Raw genomic sequence first — 19,280 nt, 5'->3', positions numbered from 1 at the left:
TTTCGACTAGCTCAACCAAACGAAAAAGGAAAATAACTGTGAGTAAGAAAGTACGCCTCGGCATCATCGGCCTGGGCCAGCAGGGCGGTGCCTACGCCAAGTTCATCACGGACGGCCTGGTCCCCAACATGGAGATCGGCGCCATCTGCGATATCGATCCCGCGAAGAAGGACCTGGCCTCGGCCGCGTACCCGGACGTTCCCTTCTACGATGACTACATCGCCATGCTGGAAAGCGGCGACGTGGACGCCGTCGTCACCTGCGTGCCGCACTTCCTGCACCCCGAGATGGGCATCGAGACCCTCAAGCGCAACGTCCACGCCCTCGTGGAGAAGCCGGCCGGCGTTTACACCAAGCAGGTCAAGGAGCTCAACGAGTTTGCCGCTGGCAAGCCTGAGCTGTCCTTCGCCATCATGTTCAATCAGCGCAACAACCCGCTGTACCGGAAGCTGAAGGAGATCGTCGACAACGGCGAGATCGGCAGCATCCGCCGCAGCAACTGGATCATCACCAACTGGTGGCGCCCGCAGGGGTACTACAACTCCAGCGAATGGCGCGCCACGTGGGGCGGCGAAGGCGGCGGGGTCCTGGTCAACCAGGCACCGCACCAGCTGGACCTGTGGCAGTGGATCTGCGGCGTCCCCAAGTCCGTCTACTCCAAGGTTGCCTACGGCTTCCGCCGCGACATCGCAGTGGAGGATGAAGTCACCGCCGTCGTGGACTACGGCAACGGCGCCACCGGCGTCTTCGTCACGGCCACGCACGACCTCGTGGGAACCGACCGCTTCGAGATCCTGGGCGACCAGGGCAAGATCGTCGTCGAAAATTCCAAGACCGCAACGGTGACCCGCCTGAAGAAGCCCGAACGCGAACTCAGCGACGCCATGGACATGAATGATGTCCGCAAGCTCTTTATGGGCGAGCTGAACCCCGCGGAGTACTACACCACCGAAGTCATCGAGTTCGAGTCCGTTTGGGGCGGCCAGCACGCAGGTGTCCTGGAGAACTTTGCCGCCAACATCCTGGACGGCACGCCGCTGCTTGCCCCGGGATCGGACGGCATCAACGGTGTCCGCCTCGCCAACGCCATCCACCTCTCCAGCTGGACCGGCACCGAAGTGGGGCTGGACTTCGACGAGGACGTGTTCCTGGCCGAGCTGAACAAGCGCATCGCGGACGAAGGCAAGTTCCCCGAGCGTTCGTAGCCCGGGCCGGGGCCGGCGCGGCAACCGCTGGCCATCCCAAGCCCAACTAGCTCGCAGTTAATGTCGTTTTGAGCCCTGAAAACGACATTAACTGCGACCCAGTTGGGGTGTTCCTCGTTAGGATGGGGCGGTGACTGAACCCAAGACGCCGGACGCTGCGGCCCCAACAGCTCCGGCGAAGAAGCACGCCCGGGACGGCAAATCCAACGCCACCATCTACGACATTGCCAAGGTTGCCGGCGTCAATCCGTCCACGGTTTCCCGGGCGCTCAGCAAGCCGGGCCGGGTCAGCGCCAAGACGCAGAAACTCATCGAGGACGCCGCCGCCGAGCTGAACTACCAGGTCAACCCTTTCGCCCGGGCGCTGCCCACCGGCCGGACCAACACTTTCGGCCTGATCGTCGCGGACATCACCAATCCCACGTTCTTCGACATCATCCGCGGCGCGGAAACCACCGCCACGGTGCGGGACTACACCCTGGTGCTGGCCGAGTCCGCCGAGTCCGCCGTTACCGAGCTGACGGCAGCGCGCCGCATGATGGCCACCGTGGACGGCCTCATTCTGGCCAGCCCGCGCATGGATGACGACGACATCCGCGCCCTCGCCCGCGACAAGCCGGTGGTGGTCATCAACCGCGAGGTCGACGGCGTGCCCTGCGTGGTGCCCGACGTGAACAAGGGCATCAGCGAGGCAGTCCGCAGCCTGGCCGCGAACGGCCACCGGAAGGTTGCCTTTGTTGCCGGGCCGCCGCAGTCGTGGATGTCCGCCCGCCGTTGGGAAGGCGTGCAGGCCGCCTGCGAGTGGTCCCGGCTGGAAGCCGTACGGCTGGAATCGAGCAAACCCACGGTCGACGGCGGCAGGCAGGTAGCGCGCGACGTCCGCGCCAGCGGCGCCACGGCCGTGCTGACGTACAACGACCTCCTGGCCATCGGCCTTATGCAGGAACTCCAGGCTGCGGGCATGGTGGTGCCGGACCAGATCAGCATCGTGGGCTTCGACGACATCTTCGGGGCGGATTTCACCACACCCCCGCTCACCACCGTCCGCTCGCCGCTGGGGGAGTGCGGCTCCGGCGCCACAACGCTGCTCCTTGACCTGCTGCACGGCACGGGTGACCCGGCGGGGACGCTGCGCGTCGAGACGGAGCTGGTGCTGCGGGGCTCCAGCGGACGGCTCCTCCCCGCGGGCTGAGTCCGGGCCGCCCGTCTCGGCCACCCCACCCGGGCCGCGCGGCCACCCTCGCAACTTAATGGCAATTTATGGCAACCGGTTGACAAAAGGCTGGAACAGACCGGACCATTGAGCTATGTCACAGTCGATTGCAGCCAACCCAGACCGGCTCCTGCCCGCGGATCCCGGAACGCGCAGCATTGCGCGCGACCTCCTGCAGCGCGTCCAGGACCTGCCCATCCTTTCCCCGCACGGGCACGTTGACGCCGCAGTCATCGAGCACAACACCCCCTTCCCGGACCCGGCAGCGCTGCTGGTCAGCCCGGACCATTACGTCACCCGGCTGATCCACGCCAGCGGGGTTCCGCTGGACCGGCTGCGCGGCTCGAACACCGCGGAGCCGGACTCCCGCACCGTCTGGCGCGAGTTCTGCCAGGCCTGGCCGCTGTTCGAGGGCACCGCCTCCGGCTACTGGCTCCGCACCCAGTTCGACAGCGTCTTCGGCCTCCAGCAGGAGATCAGCGCCGAGACTGCCGATGCCAGCTACGATGCCATTTCCGCCAAGCTGCTGGAGCCCGGCTTTCGGCCCCGCCAGCTCTTCAAGGACTTCAACATCGAGGTGCTGGCCACCACGGACGATCCTCTGGACAGCCTGGCCAGCCACAAGGCAATCGCCCAGGACCCCACATTCCACGGCCGCGTCCTGCCCACGTTCCGCCCTGACCAATACCTGAACATCGCGCACCCCGCATGGTCCGCCAACGTTGACCGGCTCATCGCGGCAGCGGGCGACGGCGCCACCGGTTACGCCGGGTACATCACCGCGCTGGAAAACCGGCGTCGTTATTTCGTGGAGCACGGTGCCGTTTCCGCGGACCACGGCGTCCGCACGCCCGCAACGCTGAAGCTCGACGCCGGTGACGCGGCAAAGCTGTTTGACCGCGCCCGTTCCGGCCAGGCCACGGCGCGGGACCGCGAAGACTTTGAAGCGCACATGATGTACCAGATGGCGCGGATGTCCGTGGAAGACGGCCTGGTGATGACCATCCACCCGGGGTCTTACCGCAACCACCACGAACCCACGTTCAATGCTTATGGCGCCGACACCGGCCACGACATCCCGTTCGCCGTCAACTACACCGAGGCGATCCGCCCGCTGCTGCAGGACTTCGGCACGGCCAAGGACTTCCACCTGGTGCTCTTCACCTTGGACGAGACCGTGTTTTCCCGTGAACTCGCGCCGCTGGCGGGCTTCTACCCGTCCGTGTACCTCGGCGCCCCGTGGTGGTTCCTGGATGCACCGGACGCCATGCTGCGCTTCCGCTCGGCCGTCACCGAGACTGCCGGGTTCTCCCGCTCGTCCGGCTTCATCGACGACACCCGCGCCTTCTGCTCCATCCCGGCACGGCACGATGCGTCCCGCCGGATCGAGGCCTCCTTCCTGGCCCGGCTCGTGGCCGAGCACCGCGTCAGCGAGGACCGCGCCCATGAACTGATCGTCGACCTCGTCGACGGCTCGCCCCGAAGGGTCTTCAAACTGTGAGCACCGAACTGCAACCTAATGCTGCCGAGGAAGCAGGGCCCGCTACGGACCTTCCCCGGCTGAACCGCCGGCTGCGCCCGTCCGCCAAGGCGCCAGTGCGCATCGTCCACCTGGGGCTGGGCGCCTTCCACCGCTCGCACCAGGCCTGGTACACCCACCAGGCGGGGGACGCCGCAGACTGGGGCATCGCTGCCTTCACCGGCCGCCGGCCTGACGCAGCGCTGGCGCTGGCCGAACAGGACGGGCTGTACACCGTGGTGGAACGCGCCGACGGCGGCGACACCTTCGCCGTGGTCAGCAGCATCGTGGAGGCCGTGGACGGCGCCAACGTGCAGCGCCTGGCGGAGCTGATCGCGGCTCCCGCCACCGCCCTCGTCACCCTGACCATCACCGAAGCGGCCTACCGCCTCGGCGCCGACGGGCACCTCGACGCCAAGGCGCCCGACGTCGTCGCCGACCTTTCGCTGCTGGCCGGCAATGGATTCCCGACGACGCCGCTGGGCCGGCTGGTGCTGGCCCTCGCCGCCCGCCGGGCTGCCGGAGCGGGACCGCTCGCCGTGGTCTGCTGCGACAACCTCTCCAACAACGGCACCGTGGCGCACAACGCCGTGGTGGGCATGGCCGGCGCGTGGGACGCGGGCCTCGCTGACTGGATCGATGCCAACATCAGCTTCGTCAGCACCTCGGTGGACCGCATTACGCCGCGCATCACTGACGCGGACGTCGCCGCTGTCCAAGCCGCGTGTGGCTATCGGGACACTTCGCCCGTCGTTGCCGAGCCCTTCGCCAACTGGGTGCTCAGCGGGGAATTCCCCGCCGGCCGCCCTCGCTGGGAAGACGCCGGCGCGGTGTTCGTGGCCGACATCGAGCCGTACGAGAACCGCAAACTGTGGCTCCTGAACGGCGCCCACTCGCTGCTGGCGTACGCGGGCCAACTCCGCGGCCACACCACCGTGGCGCAGGCCCTGGCGGATCCGCTGTGCCTTCAGGCCGTGGAAAAGTTCTGGGACGAAGCCGAAGCGAACCTGTCCGGGCCGGGTGGAAACGCCGCCGGGCTGCAGATCCCGGAGTACCGTGCCGCCCTGCTGGCACGCTTCAGCAACGCCAGGATCGCGCACCACCTCGCGCAGATCGCCATGGACGGCAGCACCAAGCTGCGGATGCGTGCCGTTCCGGTGCTGCAGGCCGAGCGTGCCGCGGGCAGGAGCGGGGCGGCGGCCGCACTCATGATTGCCGCCTGGATGGACTACAGCGCTGTCGCCGCCGCGTTCCAGGATCCGCTGGCCGAGGCCGTGGCTGCAGCCAACCTGCTCGGCGGCACAGAACGGATCCGCGCCCTGCTCAATATCGTGGACCCGGTCCTGGCGGGGGACGGCGCCGTCGTGGACCTGATCGAAGACCTGTGCGGAACGTTCGGGGAGCTGGCTGTCTCCCGCTAGCGTCCTCCGCACGCGCTGCTGCCCGGTTCCCGGATCACCGGGAGCCGGGCAGCGGTGTTTAATGAACTTTCAACAAAATTTTATGGCAACCGCTTGCCATTTGATTGCCAAGTGATTAGCATTACAACAAGAGCAAAACCGGCGCACCGCCGTACTCGCCAGAATCCTCCCCCCGGCACAGACCGCAAAGACGCGATAGGACCCCCAGATGCTGAAGCCCCAAGCCAGCGAAACGCGCGAACTGGTCAACCTCGACGGCCTCTACGCGTTCAAGGTGGACTTTGACCGCGCCGGCCACCGCGAGGAATGGTTCAAGGCGCCCCTGGACACCGGGCTGGAGATGGGCGTCCCTGCCAGCTACAACGACGTCTTCCCGGACAAAGCAATCCGCGACCATGTGGGCTACGTCTGGTACCAGCGCGAAGTCCGCGTCCCGCGCGGCTGGGCAGGTGAGCGCATCCACCTCCGCCTCGACTCGGCGACCCACGAGGGCATGGTGTGGGCCGATGAGGTCCTCGTGGCCCAGCACACCGGCGGCTACATGCCCTTCAGCGCGGACATCACGGACCACGTCACTCCGGGCAAGACGTTCCGGCTCACCGTCGCCGTCAACAACGAGCTCACCCAGGCCACCATTCCGCCGGGCAGCATCACCGTCACGGAAGACGGCCGGCGCCAGCAGAGCTACCTCCACGACTTCTACAACTACGCCGGCCTGCACCGCAGCCTCTGGCTGTACAGCACCCCGGCGGTCACCGTGGACGACATCACGGTGGTCACCGGCTTCGACGGCCCCACCGGCACGGTGGACTACACGATCGCGACGGCGGACGCCACCGCCGGTGGGACGGACAGTGCAACGGTGACCGTTTCGCTCAAGGACGCCGACGGCGTCGAAGTTGCCCGCGCGGACGGCGCCAGCGGCGCACTGGTGATCAACGACGTCGTGCTCTGGCAGCCCGGCGCCGCGTACCTCTATAGCCTGACCGCCGAAATCCGCGAGGGCGGCCGGCTGCTGGACAGCTACACGCTGCCCGTCGGCGTCCGCACCGTCGAAGTCCGCGGCAAGGAATTCCTCATCAACGGGGAGCCGTTCTACTTCACCGGCTTCGGCATGCACGAGGACCACGTCACCGTCGGCAAGGGACACAGCAACGCCCAGATGGTCAACGACTTCCAGCTCCTGGACTGGGTGGGCGCCAACTCGTTCCGTACCTCGCACTACCCCTACGCCGAGGAAGTCATGGACTTCGCCGACCGCCACGGGATCGTGGTGATCGACGAGACCGCGGCCGTGGGCCTCCACCTGGGCTTTGGCGCAGTGTTTGGCGGCATCGCCAAGAAGACCTACGAGGACGGCGGTGTGGACGCCAATACGGCGGCCAACCACCGGCAGGCGATCACCGAGCTCGTGGCCCGGGACAAGAACCACCCGTCCGTGGTCATCTGGTCCATCGCCAATGAACCCAACGGGTCCGAGGAAGGGGCACGCGAGTACTTCCAGCCCCTGGCGGAACTTACCCGGGAACTGGACCCCACCCGCCCCGTGGGCTACGTCAACGTCATGTTCGACACCCCGGACAAGGAACTGCTCGGGGACCTCTTCGACGTCATCCTGCTCAACCGCTACTACGGCTGGTACCTGAACAACGGGGACCTGGAATCAGCGGAGCAGGTCCTGGAGAAGGAACTGCGGGAATGGGAAGCCAAATACGGCAAGCCCATGATCATGACCGAGTACGGGCCGGACACCATGCCCGGCTTCCACTCCATTTATGAGCAGCCCTGGAGCGAGGAATACCAGGCCGCCTTCCTGGCCATGTACCACCGGGTGTTCGACCGGGTGGACGCCATGGTGGGCGAGCAGGTCTGGAACTTCGCGGACTTCCAGACGTCAAACGGCATCATGCGCGTGGACGGCAACAAGAAGGGCGTCTTCACCCGCGACCGCCGGCCCAAGCCCGCCGCGTACGCCCTCCGCCAGCGCTGGACCGCGCTGGCAGCCACCAGGAACGCCACCCCGAACAGCAGCGTCACCACCCCCTAGCGTTTTGACCATTTTTTCGCCGGCTCCGCGGAGCCGGCACCGGGTAAAGGAGCCCAATTATGAAAAAACTCGGCAAGCTCAGCATCCTCGGCTACGGCGCCGGCGATGCCGCCAACAACCTCGCCTTCACCACGGCCACCATGTTCCTCCTGGTCTACTACACGGACGTTGCAGGCATCTCGGCCGCCGCGGCAGGCACCCTGCTGCTGGTGGTCAGGATCTTTGATGCGTTCGCCGATGTTTTCGCCGGACGCATGGTGGACCGCACCTTCAGCAGGCGCTTCGGGAAGTTCCGTCCGTTCATCATGTTCGGCTCCATCCCGCTGCTGCTCCTGAGCGTGGCAACGTTCTCCGTCCCGCAGCTGGGCGAATCCGGCACCCTGCTCTACGCCTACGTTACCTACGCGGCACTCGGCCTGGCCTACAGCTTGGTCAACATCCCCTACGGCTCCCTGGCCGGCGCCATGACCCAGGACCCGGGGGAGCGCGCCAAGCTCGGCTCCGCCCGCATGGTGGGCGGCCTGCTGGTCGGTTCGGCCCTCGGCATCTTCGTGGCACCGCTGATCAAACCGGGCGCTGACCTGCAGTCAACCTTCACCACCATCACCCTGGTGTTCGTTGTCATCGGCGCGGCCTTGTACTTCTTCACCGTCATGACCGCCAAGGAACGCGTCCACCGCGCCGTCCCGAACGTCTCGGTCAAGCAGAGCATGGAAACCCTGAAGGGCAACAAGCCCCTCCTGATGCTGTGCATCAGCTCGTTCTTCTTCCTCTCCGGCTACCTGGCACTGACCTCGGTGCAGCTGTACTACCTGCGCGACGTCCTCGGCAACCTGGGCCTTTACCCGGTGCTGTCCATCATTCAGCTGGCCGCCACCTTCGTGCTGGCCGGGTTCATGCCCAGGCTGGTCCGCACCATCGGCAAGAAGCGCGTCTACATCTACTCGTCCGTGCTCACCGTCATCGGCGGCACCATCATCTTCCTCACCCCTGCCAGCCAGGTCTGGATCGGCTTCTCCGGCCTCGTGATCAGCCTCGTGGGAGTCCTCGCGGTCAACATCGTGGTGTGGGCACTGGAAGCCGACACGGTGGAATACGGCGAATGGAAGACCGGCGTCCGCACCGAAGGCATCACCTACGCACTGTTCTCGTTCACCCGCAAGACCGGCCAGGCCGTGGGCGGCGCCCTCGCCGCCTATGCACTGGCACTGGGCGGCTACAAGTCCGGCGGTGCACAGACTGCCGACGCCCTCTTCGGAATCCAGCTCGCAGCCGGCGCCATCCCGGCAGTGCTGACCATCCTCGCCGTCCTGGTCATGTCCAAGTACAAACTGACCGACGCCATGCACGCCGAGATCCTCACCGAAATCCAGGCACGCCGCACCAGCGAAGAACGCGCAGACGCTGCCAAGCCTCTCACCACTTCCAACTAAGCCCCGACCTACCCTCGACCCAGCCCCGCTCGAAAGGAACAGCTGTGAAAATCATTGCCGCGGAAGTCTTCGTGACAAGCCCCTCCCGTAACTTCGTGACCCTCCGGATCACTACGGAGGACGGAGTGACCGGCATCGGTGACGCCACCCTGAACGGCCGCGAGCTCGCCGTCGCCGCCTACCTCAAGGAACACGTCGCGCAGCTGCTGATCGGCAAGGACCCGCACCGGATCGAGGACACCTGGCAGTTCCTGTACCGCAGCTCCTACTGGCGCCGCGGCCCGGTGACCATGGCTGCTATCGCCGCCGTGGACATGGCGCTCTGGGACATCAAGGGCAAGGTGGCCGGCATGCCGGTGTACCAGCTCCTCGGCGGTGCCTCCCGCAACGGCCTGCGCGCCTACGGCCACGCCTCCGGCGCGGACATCCCCTCCCTGTTCGACTCCGTCCGCGAGCACCTGGAACTCGGTTACAAGTCCGTCCGCATCCAGACCGCCGTCCCCGGCATCAAGGCCGTCTACGGCGTCGCTGCCCAGGCCCAGGCCTCAGGCGAGCGCTACGACTACGAGCCCGCCGGCCGCGGCGCGTTCCCGGTGGAGGAAGACTGGGACACCCGGGCGTACCTGCGCCACCTGCCCACCGTTTTCGAAGCCGTCCGGAACGAGTTCGGCCCGGAACTGCCGCTGCTGCACGACGGCCACCACCGCATGACCCCGATCCAGGCCGCCAAGCTGGGCAAGGCTCTGGAACCGTATGACCTGTTCTGGCTCGAGGACTGCACCCCGGCTGAGAACCAGGAAGCCCTGCGCCTGGTCCGCCAGCACACCACCACCCCGCTGGCCATCGGTGAAATCTTCAACACCGTGTACGACTACCAGACCATCATCAAGGAACAGCTGATCGACTACGTCCGGGCAGCCTCCACGCACTTCGGCGGGATCTCCCCGCTGAAGAAGGTCATGGACTTTGCCGCGCAGTACCAGATCAAGTCCGGCTTCCACGGCCCCACCGACATCTCCCCGGTCGGTTTCGCCGCGCAGCTGCACGTGGGCCTGGCCATCCACAACTACGGCATCCAGGAATACATGCAGCACTCGGACAAGACCAACGAGGTCTTCGAACAGTCCATGACCTTCAAGGACGGCTACCTGCACCCGGGCGACAAGCCCGGCATCGGCGTCGAATTCAACGAGGAAGCAGCAGCCGCGTTCCCGTACCAGCAGGCCTACCTGCCCTACAACCGCCTCGTTGACGGCACCGTCCATGACTGGTGAGGCCCGCGTCGTGACAGAACAGCACTTGACGGAGCAGCACCTGGTTGAACACGGCATCACCAAGCACCGCATCATCGTCATGGGAGTCTCAGGCTGCGGCAAGACGACCATCGGCGACCTGGTGGCCCGCGAACTGGGCGTACCGTTCCTCGACGGCGATTCGCTCCACCCCGTGGAGAACGTCGCCAAGATGGCCGCCGGCACGCCGCTGACGGACGAGGACCGCTGGCCCTGGCTGGCCACCGTGGGTTCCGAACTCGCAGCTGCCGGGAACGGAGGCCTGGTGCTGGCATGCTCGGCGCTCAAGCGCAGCTACCGTGACGCCATCCGGGAACAGGCACCGGACACCGTGTTCCTGCACCTGCACGGCAGCAAAGAGGTGCTGAGGGCACGGACTGAAGGCCGCTCCGGGCACTTCATGCCGCCCGCCCTGCTTGATTCCCAGCTCGCAACGCTGGAACCGCTCGGCGCCGACGAAGCCGGCATCGTGGTGGACATCGCCGCCCCCGTAGACCAGGTGGTGGCCGAAGCACTGGCCGGGATCGCCGCCGCCGTGCGTTCCACGGCTGCCGCCGTCGTAGGAATTCCCGACGGCGGGACTTCCGCCGGTGCCGCAGGCACCCAGCCGCGCCAGTTCGACGTCGACCTCCAAGCCGCGCCGTTCAACCTCGACGACGCAGCGGTCCAGTGGGTGAACGGCACCCTGGAGTCGATGAGCCTCGAGGAAAAGATCGGGCAGCTGTTCATCAACCACAACAACGGCTACTCCCCGGAGTACCTCGACGGCGTGCTGGAGAACTACCACGTGGGCGGCATGCGCTACCGGCCCGGCCCCTCCGCCGCGGTGCAGGAGCACATCCGCTACGCGCAGTCCAAGACCCGCATCCCGCTGCTGGTGGCCTCCAACCCGGAAATGGGCGGAGCCGGAAGCTGCGACGACGGAACGTTCGTGTCGACGCACCTACAGGCCGGCTCGCACCCGGACAAGGCCATCGCCCGGCAGATGGGCCAGGTGGCCGGCGTCGAAACCGCCGCGCTGGGCTGCAACTGGGCCTTCGCGCCGATCGTCGACATCCACTACAACTGGCGGAACACGGTCATCTCCACCCGGGCCTTCGGCAACACGCCGGAGATCGTGGTGGAGCGCGCCAAGGAGTACTTCGACGGCATCAGCGAGTCACCCACCGCCTGCGCCATGAAGCACTTCCCGGGCGACGGCATGGACGAACGCGACCAGCACGTGGTCACGTCCTACAACACCCTTGGCTATGAGGAGTGGAACCGGAGCTACGGGCACGTCTACCGGGAAATGATCGGGCACGGCGTGCAGTCCATCATGATCGGGCACATCGGGGCGCCGGAACTTTCCCGGCATTTCCGTCCCGGCCTGGCGGACAAGGACATCCGGCCGGCCACGCTGGCGCCGGAACTGCTCCAGGACCTGCTCCGCGGCGAACTCGGCTTCAACGGGCTTATCCTCACGGACGCCTCGCAGATGATCGGCCTGACCCAGGCCATGAAGCGCAGGGACCTGGTGCCGGCCACCATCGCGGCGGGCTGCGACATGTTCCTGTTCTTCCGCAATCCCGCGGAAGATTTCCAGTACATGCTGGACGGCTACAAGTCCGGCGTCATCACCGAGCAGCGCCTGCATGACGCGCTGCGCCGGATCCTGGCCCTCAAGGCCTCGCTGGGGCTGCACCAGAAGGCGCGCAACGAGCTGGTGCCGCCGGTGGAAGCACTCGCCGTGATCGGCAGTGACGCCCACCGGGCCATCGCCGCCGAAATCGCGGACAAGACCGTCACCCTGGTCAAGGACACCGCCAACAACCTGCCCATCACGCCGGCGACGCACAAACGCATCCGCCTGTACGGCATCTCCGGCGGTTCGGACTTCACCCGCGCCGACCCGCTGGCCTACCTGGACACCGTCAAGGCGGAGCTGGAAAACGCCGGGTTCGAGGTGCACCTGTTCAAGACGGCGGACCAGCGTGAGGCGGCAGGGGAGACCGGTGTGAACTTCATGTCGGTCATCTCCGAGGAAGCCACCGGCGACTACGCGGACAAGTACGACGCCGCTTTCGTGTTCGCCAATGTGAAGGGCTTCGCCCAGGAGGCAGCCATCCGGATCAAGTGGTCCACCCCGATGGCCGCGGAGATCCCGTGGTACGTCACCGAGGTCCCCACCGTGTTCGTCTCGCTCAACCAGCCCAACCACCTGATTGACGTGCCGATGGTGAAGACCGCCGTCCACGCCCACGCAGGGTCGCCCGAGGCCATTCGGGCGACCATCCAAAAGATCATGGGCAGTTCGGAATTCCAGGGAACGTTCAACGAGAACGTGTTCTGCGATTCCTTCGACACCCGGCTCTGATCCGGTTCAGGCAGGACACCCGGGCCGCACGCGCAGCAATTGCGCGTGCGGCCTTTGTGTGTCCGGCGTAGCGTGGGTGCATGGAGCAAACGGGGTGCGTTGTTGCCGGCGGAGGGCCGGCGGGGATGATGCTGGGCCTGTTGCTGGCCCGGGCCGGAGTGGAGGTCACTGTGCTCGAAAAGCACGGCGATTTCCTGCGCGATTTCCGTGGCGACACCGTGCACGCCTCCACCATCAGGCTGATCGACGAACTGGGACTCGGCGACGAGTTCCGGAAGCTTCCGCAGAGCAGGTTGAACGCCGCCGCCTTCCCCCTCCCCAACGGCGGGATGCTCACGCTCGGCGATTTCGCCTCCTTGAAGCCGCCCTACAACTACATCGCCATGATGCCGCAGTGGGACTTCCTGAATTTCCTGGCCACCGAGGCCGCGCGCGAACCCACATTCCGGCTCCTGATGAGGCATGAAGCCACATCGCTAATGTTCGACGACGGCCGCGTCACCGGCGTCCGCTACCGGACACGTGCGGGCAGCAAAGAGGCAAGTACCGAAGGGGCGATCCACGCGGACCTCGTGGTGGCCACGGACGGGCGCCATTCCGTGCTGCGCCGGTCCGCCGGCCTGCAGTCGAAGGAGTACCCCGTTCCCTTCGACACCTGGTGGTTCAAGCTCCCGCGCCACGCGTCGGAAAAAGGCGCCGTGGCGGGCATCGTCCCGGCGTTCCGGGGCCGCGAAGCCATGATTGCGCTGTTCCGCGACGACTACTACCAGATGGGATACCTCGGCCCCAAAGGAACGGATGCCCGGATCCGTGCCGAGGGAGTTGAACGGTTCAGGGAACGCGTCGCCGCCCTGCGGCCGGACCTGGCCGACCGTGTGGACGCCATCCGTTCGCTGGAGGACCTTCACTTCCTGGATGTGCGGCTGGACCGGCTGCGGCGCTGGTACGTTGACGGGCTGTTATGCATCGGCGACGCCGCCCATGCCATGTCCCCGGCAGGCGGGGTGGGCATCAACCTGGCCATCCAGGATGCGGTGGCCGCAGCCGCGAGGCTGGCACCGGGCCTGCTCCAAGGCCAGGTGACGCTGCATGATCTGGCTGCGGTGGAACGGCGGCGCCGGATGCCCACCGTTCTTCTCCAGACCGTTCAGCGCATCATGCACCGGGCGGTTTTCGTGCCCCTGTTCGCCGGGAGGAGGTCCGGGGTTCCGTCAGTGGTGTTGTTTCTTGCCAGGCACGTTCCGGCGCTAACAAGGCTCATGCCGCGGCTCATCGCCTTCGGACCCAGGCCGGAGCATGCACCCGACTTTGCCCGCCGAGCCCAGCCGCGCTCAGCCGCGTGAGGCGACGTAGTCGATCAGGCCCCTCACCGTGGCCACGGAGGCGTAGTCGCGTTCAGGGATGTCGACGCCCGTGGCCTCATCGATGGTCTCCACCAGCCTCAGGAAATCCAGCGAATCCAGCTCGAGGTCCTGCCGCAGCCGGGACCCTTCGTCGAGACCGTCAAGGTCCACGTCCGGGGCTACCTGGTTGATGGCCGCGTGCACGGCCTGCCGTGCGTCCTGCTCATTCATAGCTCCTCCGGTTTTTGCAGCAGTTCGTCGATCCGGGCCAGGAAGCGGGCCCCCCGGAGTCCGTCGCTCACCCGGTGGTCGGCTGACAATGTGGCAGTGACGGCGGGCCGCACACCGAGCATGCCGTCCTGCGCCCAGGGCTGCTCAACCACCTTGCCCAGGCCCACCATGGCCACCTGCGGCGGGTAGATGACGCCGTACACAGCCTCCACCCCCAAGTCGCCCAGATTAGTGACCGTGATGGTGGGGTCGGCCATTTCCGCGCGCTGCAGGCGCCCCGCCCGCGCCCGGCCCACCAGGTCCCGCAGCTTCTGCATCAGCACGTCCACGGCCAGGGTGTCGGCATCGTGGATGGCAGGCGCCACCAGGCCGCCGTGCCGCAGGGCCACGGCAACGCCCAGGTGCACGGTGCTGCTCGGCCGGAACACCCCGTCGGTGAAGAAGCCGTTGACTTCCGGAATTTCCCGGGCGGCCACTGCTGTGGCCTTCAACAGCAGGGCCGAGGGAACCAGCCGCGAGGCCACCGGCCGCTGTTCGTTGACCTGCTGCATCCATCCGATGGCGGCACGAAGATCCAGCGTGGTGCTGACGTAGTAGTGCGGGATGGTCTGCTTGGACCGGGTCATGAGCGAGCCGATGGACCGGCGGAGGCTGGACAAGCGGTCCTGCGCGTCCGGCGACGGCGTTTCTTCCGCTGCCGGTTCTTCTTCCGGTTCTTTTTCCCGTGCCGGGGCCTCCGCGGGAGCGGACGCCCCGGCTCCCTGCACGGCACGCTGGATGTCAGCCTCGGTGACGGCGCCGTCCGGGCCTGTCCCCGGCACCGTGCCGATGTCGACGCCGAGCTGGTCCGCCAGGCGCCGTGCCCGGGGCGAGGACCGCACCCGGGTCCCGTGGGGTGCCGGCGCAGCTTCGGGAACCGGCGCAGCCTCAGGAACCGGCCGATCGGACCGCGCGGCCGCCGCGCGTTCCACGTCGGCGCGGGTGACCGCCCCGTGCTTGCCTGTCCCGCGGATCCCGGACGGATCCACGCCGAGCTGGTGGGCCAGGTGCCGGACCGGGGGAGGAACCTGCGCCGCGGCTGCTTCCGGACCAGCCTTTGCCGGCGGGACCGCCGGCTGCCCTCCTGCCTGCCCGGCGCCGTCGTCCGGGGTCCGGGTGATCCGGGCCAAGGGGGTGCCGATGGGAACAGTGGTGCCCACATCCACCAGGAGCTCGGCCACGACGCCCTCTTCGAAGGTTTCGACGTCCATGACGGTCTTGTCCGTGTCCACCACGGCCACCACATCTCCGCGGTGCACGTAGTCGCCGGGTTTAATCAGCCACTCCACCATCTTGCCGTGCTCCATGTCCGCACCAAGGGACGGCATCCTGAAATCACCCACGGGCGCCTACCGCTTCCCGGGCTGCGGCGACGATGCGCTCCGCCGTGGGCAGTGCCGCCAGTTCCAGGTGTTTGGCGTAGGGCAACGGCACTTCGGCGCTGCAGACGCGGCCCACCGGTGCGTCCAGGTCGAAGAAGGCGTTCTCCGTGATCCGGGCGGACAGCTCTGCGGAGATGCTGCCGCTCCGCCAGCCTTCGTCCACCACCACTGCGCGGTGGGTCCGGGCCACGCTCCCCAGGACGGCGGCGTCGTCGAGCGGGCGCAGCACGCGCAAGTCCAGCACCTCCGCGTCGATTCCCTCGGCTGCCAACTGCGTGGCGGCGTCGAGCACTGCCGGTAGCGTTCCGCCGTAGGTGATGAGCGAAATGTCCTTGCCGGGGCGGCGGACGGCGGCCGTACTGATATCCACCGGGCCGGCGTCGTCAGCGAGGTCCCCGGCCACGTTGTACAGGGTTCCGTGCTCGAAGATCAGCACCGGATCCGGGTCTTCCAGCGCCGTCCACAGCATCCCCCGGGCATCCTCCAGGGTTGCGGGGGTGAGGATCCGCAGCCCCGGGATGTGGGCGTACCACCCCTCCAGGCTGTGTGAGTGCTGGGCTCCCAGCTGGCGCCCGGCTCCCGTGGTCATCCGGATGACCAGCGGCACGTTGAACTGCCCGCCGGACATGTGCAGCAGGGTGGCCGCGTTGTTCACCAGCTGGTCCAGCGCCAGCAGGCTGAAATTGACGGTCATGATCTCCACAATGGGCCGCATCCCGCCCAGGGCCGCCCCGATGCCTGCGCCCACAAAGCCGGATTCGGACAGCGGAGTGTCCCGGATCCGCTCCGGGCCGAACTCCTCGAACAGGCCAAGGCTCACCGCGAAGCATCCGCCGTACGCGCCAACATCCTCGCCCATGAGGAACACCCGTTCGTCGCGCTGGAGGGCGTCCCGGATGGCAGCCCGCATGGCTTCGCGGTAGGTGGTCTTCATTGCGGGCTCCGCTCGCTGTACACGAACCGGGTCAGTTCCTCCACCGGTTCCAGCGTGCCGGCTTCGGCAAACTCCACGGCGGCCTTCACTTCCGCGTCCACGTCCTGCTGGATCTTCTTCCAGTCCTTCTCCGTCAGCTGGCCGGCGGTTTCCAGGGCGTTCCGGAGCGTGTTGATCGGATCGCGCTCCATCCAGCGGGAGACCTCCGTTTTTTCCCGGTACCGTTCGGGATCGAACATGGAGTGGGCCCTGAACCGGTAGGTCCGGAGCTCGAGGAAGTGCGGTCCGCCGCCGGCCCGGACGGCGTCCACGGCGCGGCGCGCAGCCTCTTCGACGGCGAGCACATCCATCCCGTCCGCGGACCACGAGGAGATCTCGTAGGCGGCGGCCTTGAGGGCAATATCGGTCTGCGATTCGGAGCGGGCCAGGGCGGTGCCCATGGCGTACAGATTGTTCTCGCAGCAGAACAGGACCGGCAGCTGCCAGAGCGCGGCGAGGTTCAGGCTTTCGTGGAATGCGCCTTCGGCTACGGCGCCTTCGCCGAAAAAGCAGGCGGTCACCCGGGAGCGTCCGGACATTTTATCGGCGAGCGCCAGGCCCACGGCCAGCGGCAGCCCGCCTGCCACGATCGCGTTGCCTCCGTAGAAGCGGGTGGCGGCGTCGAACAGGTGCATGGAGCCGCCGCGGCCGCGGCAGCAGCCTTCCACATAGCCGTACATCTCGGCCAGGATGGCTCCCGCGGACACACCGCGCAGCAGCGCATGGCCGTGTTCCCGGTATGTTGCCACCACGGCGTCTTCCGGAGCCAGGGTGCTCATCACACCCGCGGCGACCGCTTCCTCTCCGATGTAGACGTGCAGGAACCCCCGGATTTTCGCCGCGCTGTAGAGCTCCACGCACTGCTCCTCGAGCCGCCGCACGCGCAGCATCTGATGGAGCAGGTGGCGTGTATGGTCGGAGTCCGCGCTTCCGGATCCCCGCGCTGATGTGCCGCTCACGCCGGCGCTCCGGGGTAGCTGCCGGGCGGGGTCTCGATGGTTGACGTGTCACCTTCGGGGAGGCCGAGTTCGCGGGCTTTCAGGAGCCGCCGGAGGATCTTGCCGCTCCGGGTCTTGGGCAGCGCGTCGGTGAAGTCCAGCAGCCGGGGGGCAACCGCCGGGCCCAGCCGTTTGCGGGCAAAGCCGATGATGTCCAGCTTGAGCGCCTCCGAGGGCTGCCACCCGGTGCGGAGTTCCACGAAGGCCTTGACCACTTCGCCGGCCACGGGATCGGGGACGCCGATCACCCCGGCCTCGGCCACCGCTTCGTGCTCCATCAGCGAACTCTCCACCTCGAACGGTCCGATCAGGTGCCCGGAGGACTTGATGACGTCGTCGCCCCGGCCGACGAACCAGAAGTACCCGTCCGCGTCCTGCTTGGCCAGGTCTCCGGTGAGGTACCAGCCGCCGGCGAAGCAGCGCCGGTACCGTTCGTCTTCATGGAGGTAGCCGCGGAACATGGACGGCCAGCCCGGCCGGAGCGCCAGTTCGCCCACCGCATCCGGTGCGGTGACCAGCACGGCCTCGCCGTCCCGGAGCACCGGCTTGCCGTCCGGATCCCGCGCCACAATCGCGGCCTCAACGCCGGGCAGGGGACGACCCATGGAGCCGGGCCGGATCTCCATGGCGGGGTAGTTCGAGATCATGATGCCGCCGGTTTCGGTCTGCCACCAGTTGTCGTGGACGGGCTGGCCGAACGCTTCCTGTCCCCACACCACCACTTCGGGGTTGAGCGGTTCGCCGACGCTGGCCACAAACCGCAGGGCGGACAGGTCATGCCCGGCGGCGTGGCCGGCACCGGCCTTCATCAGCATGCGCAGGGCGGTGGGGGCGGTGTACCAGACGGTGACGTGCTGCTCGGCGAGGATCCGGTACCACCGGTCCGCGTCCATCTCCTCTTCGTCCACAATGGTGGTCACGCCGTGGGTGAGGGGAGCGATCACACCGTACGAGGTGCCGGTGACCCAGCCGGGGTCCGCCGTGCACCAGTAGACGTCGTCCGGGTGCAGGTCCAGCGCAAAGAATCCGGTGGCGCGGTGGGCGGTGACGGCGTCATGCACGTGGATCGCCCCTTTGGGGGTGCCGGTGGTCCCGCTGGTGAAGTGCAGCAGGGCCATTTCTTCGGCGCGGGTGGGTGCCGCCTCCAGCGGCTGCGCGTCCCGCATGAGTTCGGCCAGGTCCAGCGTTCCGGGGTCCGGCAGGCCCTCGGCATCGATCAGCAGCACGTGCTCCAGTTCAGGCAGCAGGTCTCGGATCGGGGCAACCTTCCGCCGGTACAGCGCCCGGGTGGTGACCAGGGCGCGGCCGGCACCCAGATGAAGGCGCTGGCGGACGGGCTCCGGGCCGAAAGCGGAGAACAGGGGGCAGAAAACGCTGGCATTCTTGAGCGTCCCCAATACCGCGACGTACAACTCCGGGCTGCGGCCCATGAGCGAAAAGACCCGTTCCCCGCGGCCGATTCCCAGCCCGTGCAGGACGCCGGCAAACCGTCCGGTCTGTTCGGCCAGTTCTGCGTAACTGAGGGAGCGCGCCGTACCGTCGGCGCGGATGAAACGCAGGGCCTCATGGCTGGCCCGATCGCCCGCGGCATGCCGGTCCACAGCCTCGTAGGCTATGTTGACGCCACCGTCCGGCAGCCCTGCCAGCTCATGACGCGCCTCATCCCAAGAGAAAGCGGCGCGGCTGGCGTCGTAGTCCACCATGTTCGGGCGGACAGCCAGGCCATGGACGTCCTTCGGGATTGCGGGCCAGCGGGTGGATGGAGCGGTTCCGGCCGTCATGGTTCAATCGGACTCCTCGCCGGGAGAACTGGCTAGAGTAGAAAGTC

14 protein-coding genes are annotated in these 19,280 nt (G+C 67.2%); 9 read left to right on the top strand and 5 right to left on the bottom strand.

Annotated elements, in window-relative coordinates; genetic code table 11:
* The first annotated feature begins 38 nt into the window (after positions 1-38).
* The 9 genes from ASF98_RS10365 (at position 39) to ASF98_RS10325 (ending at position 13,829) form a co-directional block, all read left to right on the top strand.
* A complete protein-coding gene (locus ASF98_RS10365; protein ID WP_055801142.1) occupies positions 39-1,205 on the top strand; it encodes a Gfo/Idh/MocA family protein in 1,167 nt (388 codons plus the stop codon).
* A 130-nt stretch (positions 1,206-1,335) separates the two neighbouring features.
* A complete protein-coding gene (locus ASF98_RS10360) occupies positions 1,336-2,397 on the top strand; it encodes a LacI family DNA-binding transcriptional regulator (protein ID WP_055801139.1) in 1,062 nt (353 codons plus the stop codon).
* Positions 2,398-2,512: 115 nt separating this feature from the next.
* Positions 2,513-3,919, top strand: a complete 1,407-nt coding sequence (gene uxaC / locus ASF98_RS10355) for a glucuronate isomerase (protein WP_055801138.1) — start codon at positions 2,513-2,515, stop codon at positions 3,917-3,919.
* Positions 3,916-5,358 (top strand): mannitol dehydrogenase family protein, encoded by a 1,443-nt coding sequence (locus ASF98_RS10350; RefSeq protein ID WP_055801135.1) that lies wholly within the window; start codon positions 3,916-3,918, stop codon positions 5,356-5,358. Before uxaC ends, ASF98_RS10350 begins: the two co-directional genes overlap by 4 nt.
* A 208-nt stretch (positions 5,359-5,566) precedes the next feature.
* Positions 5,567-7,405 carry a beta-glucuronidase gene (gene uidA, locus ASF98_RS10345; protein WP_055801132.1) on the top strand — a complete coding sequence of 613 codons (1,839 nt, stop codon included), beginning with the start codon at positions 5,567-5,569 and terminating at the stop codon, positions 7,403-7,405.
* Positions 7,406-7,464: 59 nt separating this feature from the next.
* Positions 7,465-8,838, top strand: a complete 1,374-nt coding sequence (uidB, locus tag ASF98_RS10340) for a glucuronide transporter (protein ID WP_055801130.1) — start codon at positions 7,465-7,467, stop codon at positions 8,836-8,838.
* Positions 8,839-8,882: 44 nt separating this feature from the next.
* Positions 8,883-10,112, top strand: coding sequence for a D-mannonate dehydratase ManD (gene manD, locus ASF98_RS10335; RefSeq protein ID WP_055801126.1), 1,230 nt, complete (start codon positions 8,883-8,885; stop codon positions 10,110-10,112).
* A 79-nt stretch (positions 10,113-10,191) separates the two neighbouring features.
* Entirely contained in the window at positions 10,192-12,486 is a 2,295-nt protein-coding gene (locus ASF98_RS10330; RefSeq protein ID WP_235505864.1) for a gluconokinase, GntK/IdnK-type, read from the top strand.
* Between the two features lie 80 nt (positions 12,487-12,566).
* Positions 12,567-13,829: an FAD-dependent oxidoreductase gene (locus ASF98_RS10325; RefSeq protein WP_055801123.1), complete on the top strand. Its 1,263-nt coding sequence runs from the start codon at positions 12,567-12,569 to the stop codon at positions 13,827-13,829.
* Here the strand turns inward: ASF98_RS10325 and ASF98_RS10320 are convergent.
* From ASF98_RS10320 to acsA, 5 genes are read right to left on the bottom strand one after another with little or no spacing between them, the layout of a single operon-like run.
* Positions 13,818-14,060 (bottom strand): acyl carrier protein, encoded by a 243-nt coding sequence (locus tag ASF98_RS10320; protein ID WP_055801120.1) that lies wholly within the window; start codon positions 14,058-14,060, stop codon positions 13,818-13,820. The two genes, ASF98_RS10325 and ASF98_RS10320, sit on opposite strands and share 12 nt — an antisense overlap.
* Entirely contained in the window at positions 14,057-15,442 is a 1,386-nt protein-coding gene (locus ASF98_RS10315) for a 2-oxo acid dehydrogenase subunit E2 (RefSeq protein WP_055801117.1), read from the bottom strand. Before ASF98_RS10315 ends, ASF98_RS10320 begins: the two co-directional genes overlap by 4 nt.
* Positions 15,435-16,415, bottom strand: a complete 981-nt coding sequence (locus ASF98_RS10310; RefSeq protein WP_055801115.1) for an alpha-ketoacid dehydrogenase subunit beta — start codon at positions 16,413-16,415, stop codon at positions 15,435-15,437. Before ASF98_RS10310 ends, ASF98_RS10315 begins: the two co-directional genes overlap by 8 nt.
* Positions 16,412-17,413 carry a pyruvate dehydrogenase (acetyl-transferring) E1 component subunit alpha gene (gene pdhA / locus ASF98_RS10305; RefSeq protein WP_055801112.1) on the bottom strand — a complete coding sequence of 334 codons (1,002 nt, stop codon included), beginning with the start codon at positions 17,411-17,413 and terminating at the stop codon, positions 16,412-16,414. The genes ASF98_RS10310 and pdhA overlap by 4 nt, the downstream gene beginning before the upstream one ends.
* Entirely contained in the window at positions 17,410-19,233 is a 1,824-nt protein-coding gene (gene acsA, locus ASF98_RS10300) for an acetate--CoA ligase (RefSeq protein ID WP_055801109.1), read from the bottom strand. Before acsA ends, pdhA begins: the two co-directional genes overlap by 4 nt.
* Positions 19,234-19,280: the final 47 nt, after the last annotated feature.

Source organism: Arthrobacter sp. Leaf337, from assembly GCF_001423745.1.
Classification (GTDB): domain Bacteria; phylum Actinomycetota; class Actinomycetes; order Actinomycetales; family Micrococcaceae; genus Arthrobacter.
This window is presented reverse-complemented; position numbering and strand designations above follow the sequence as displayed.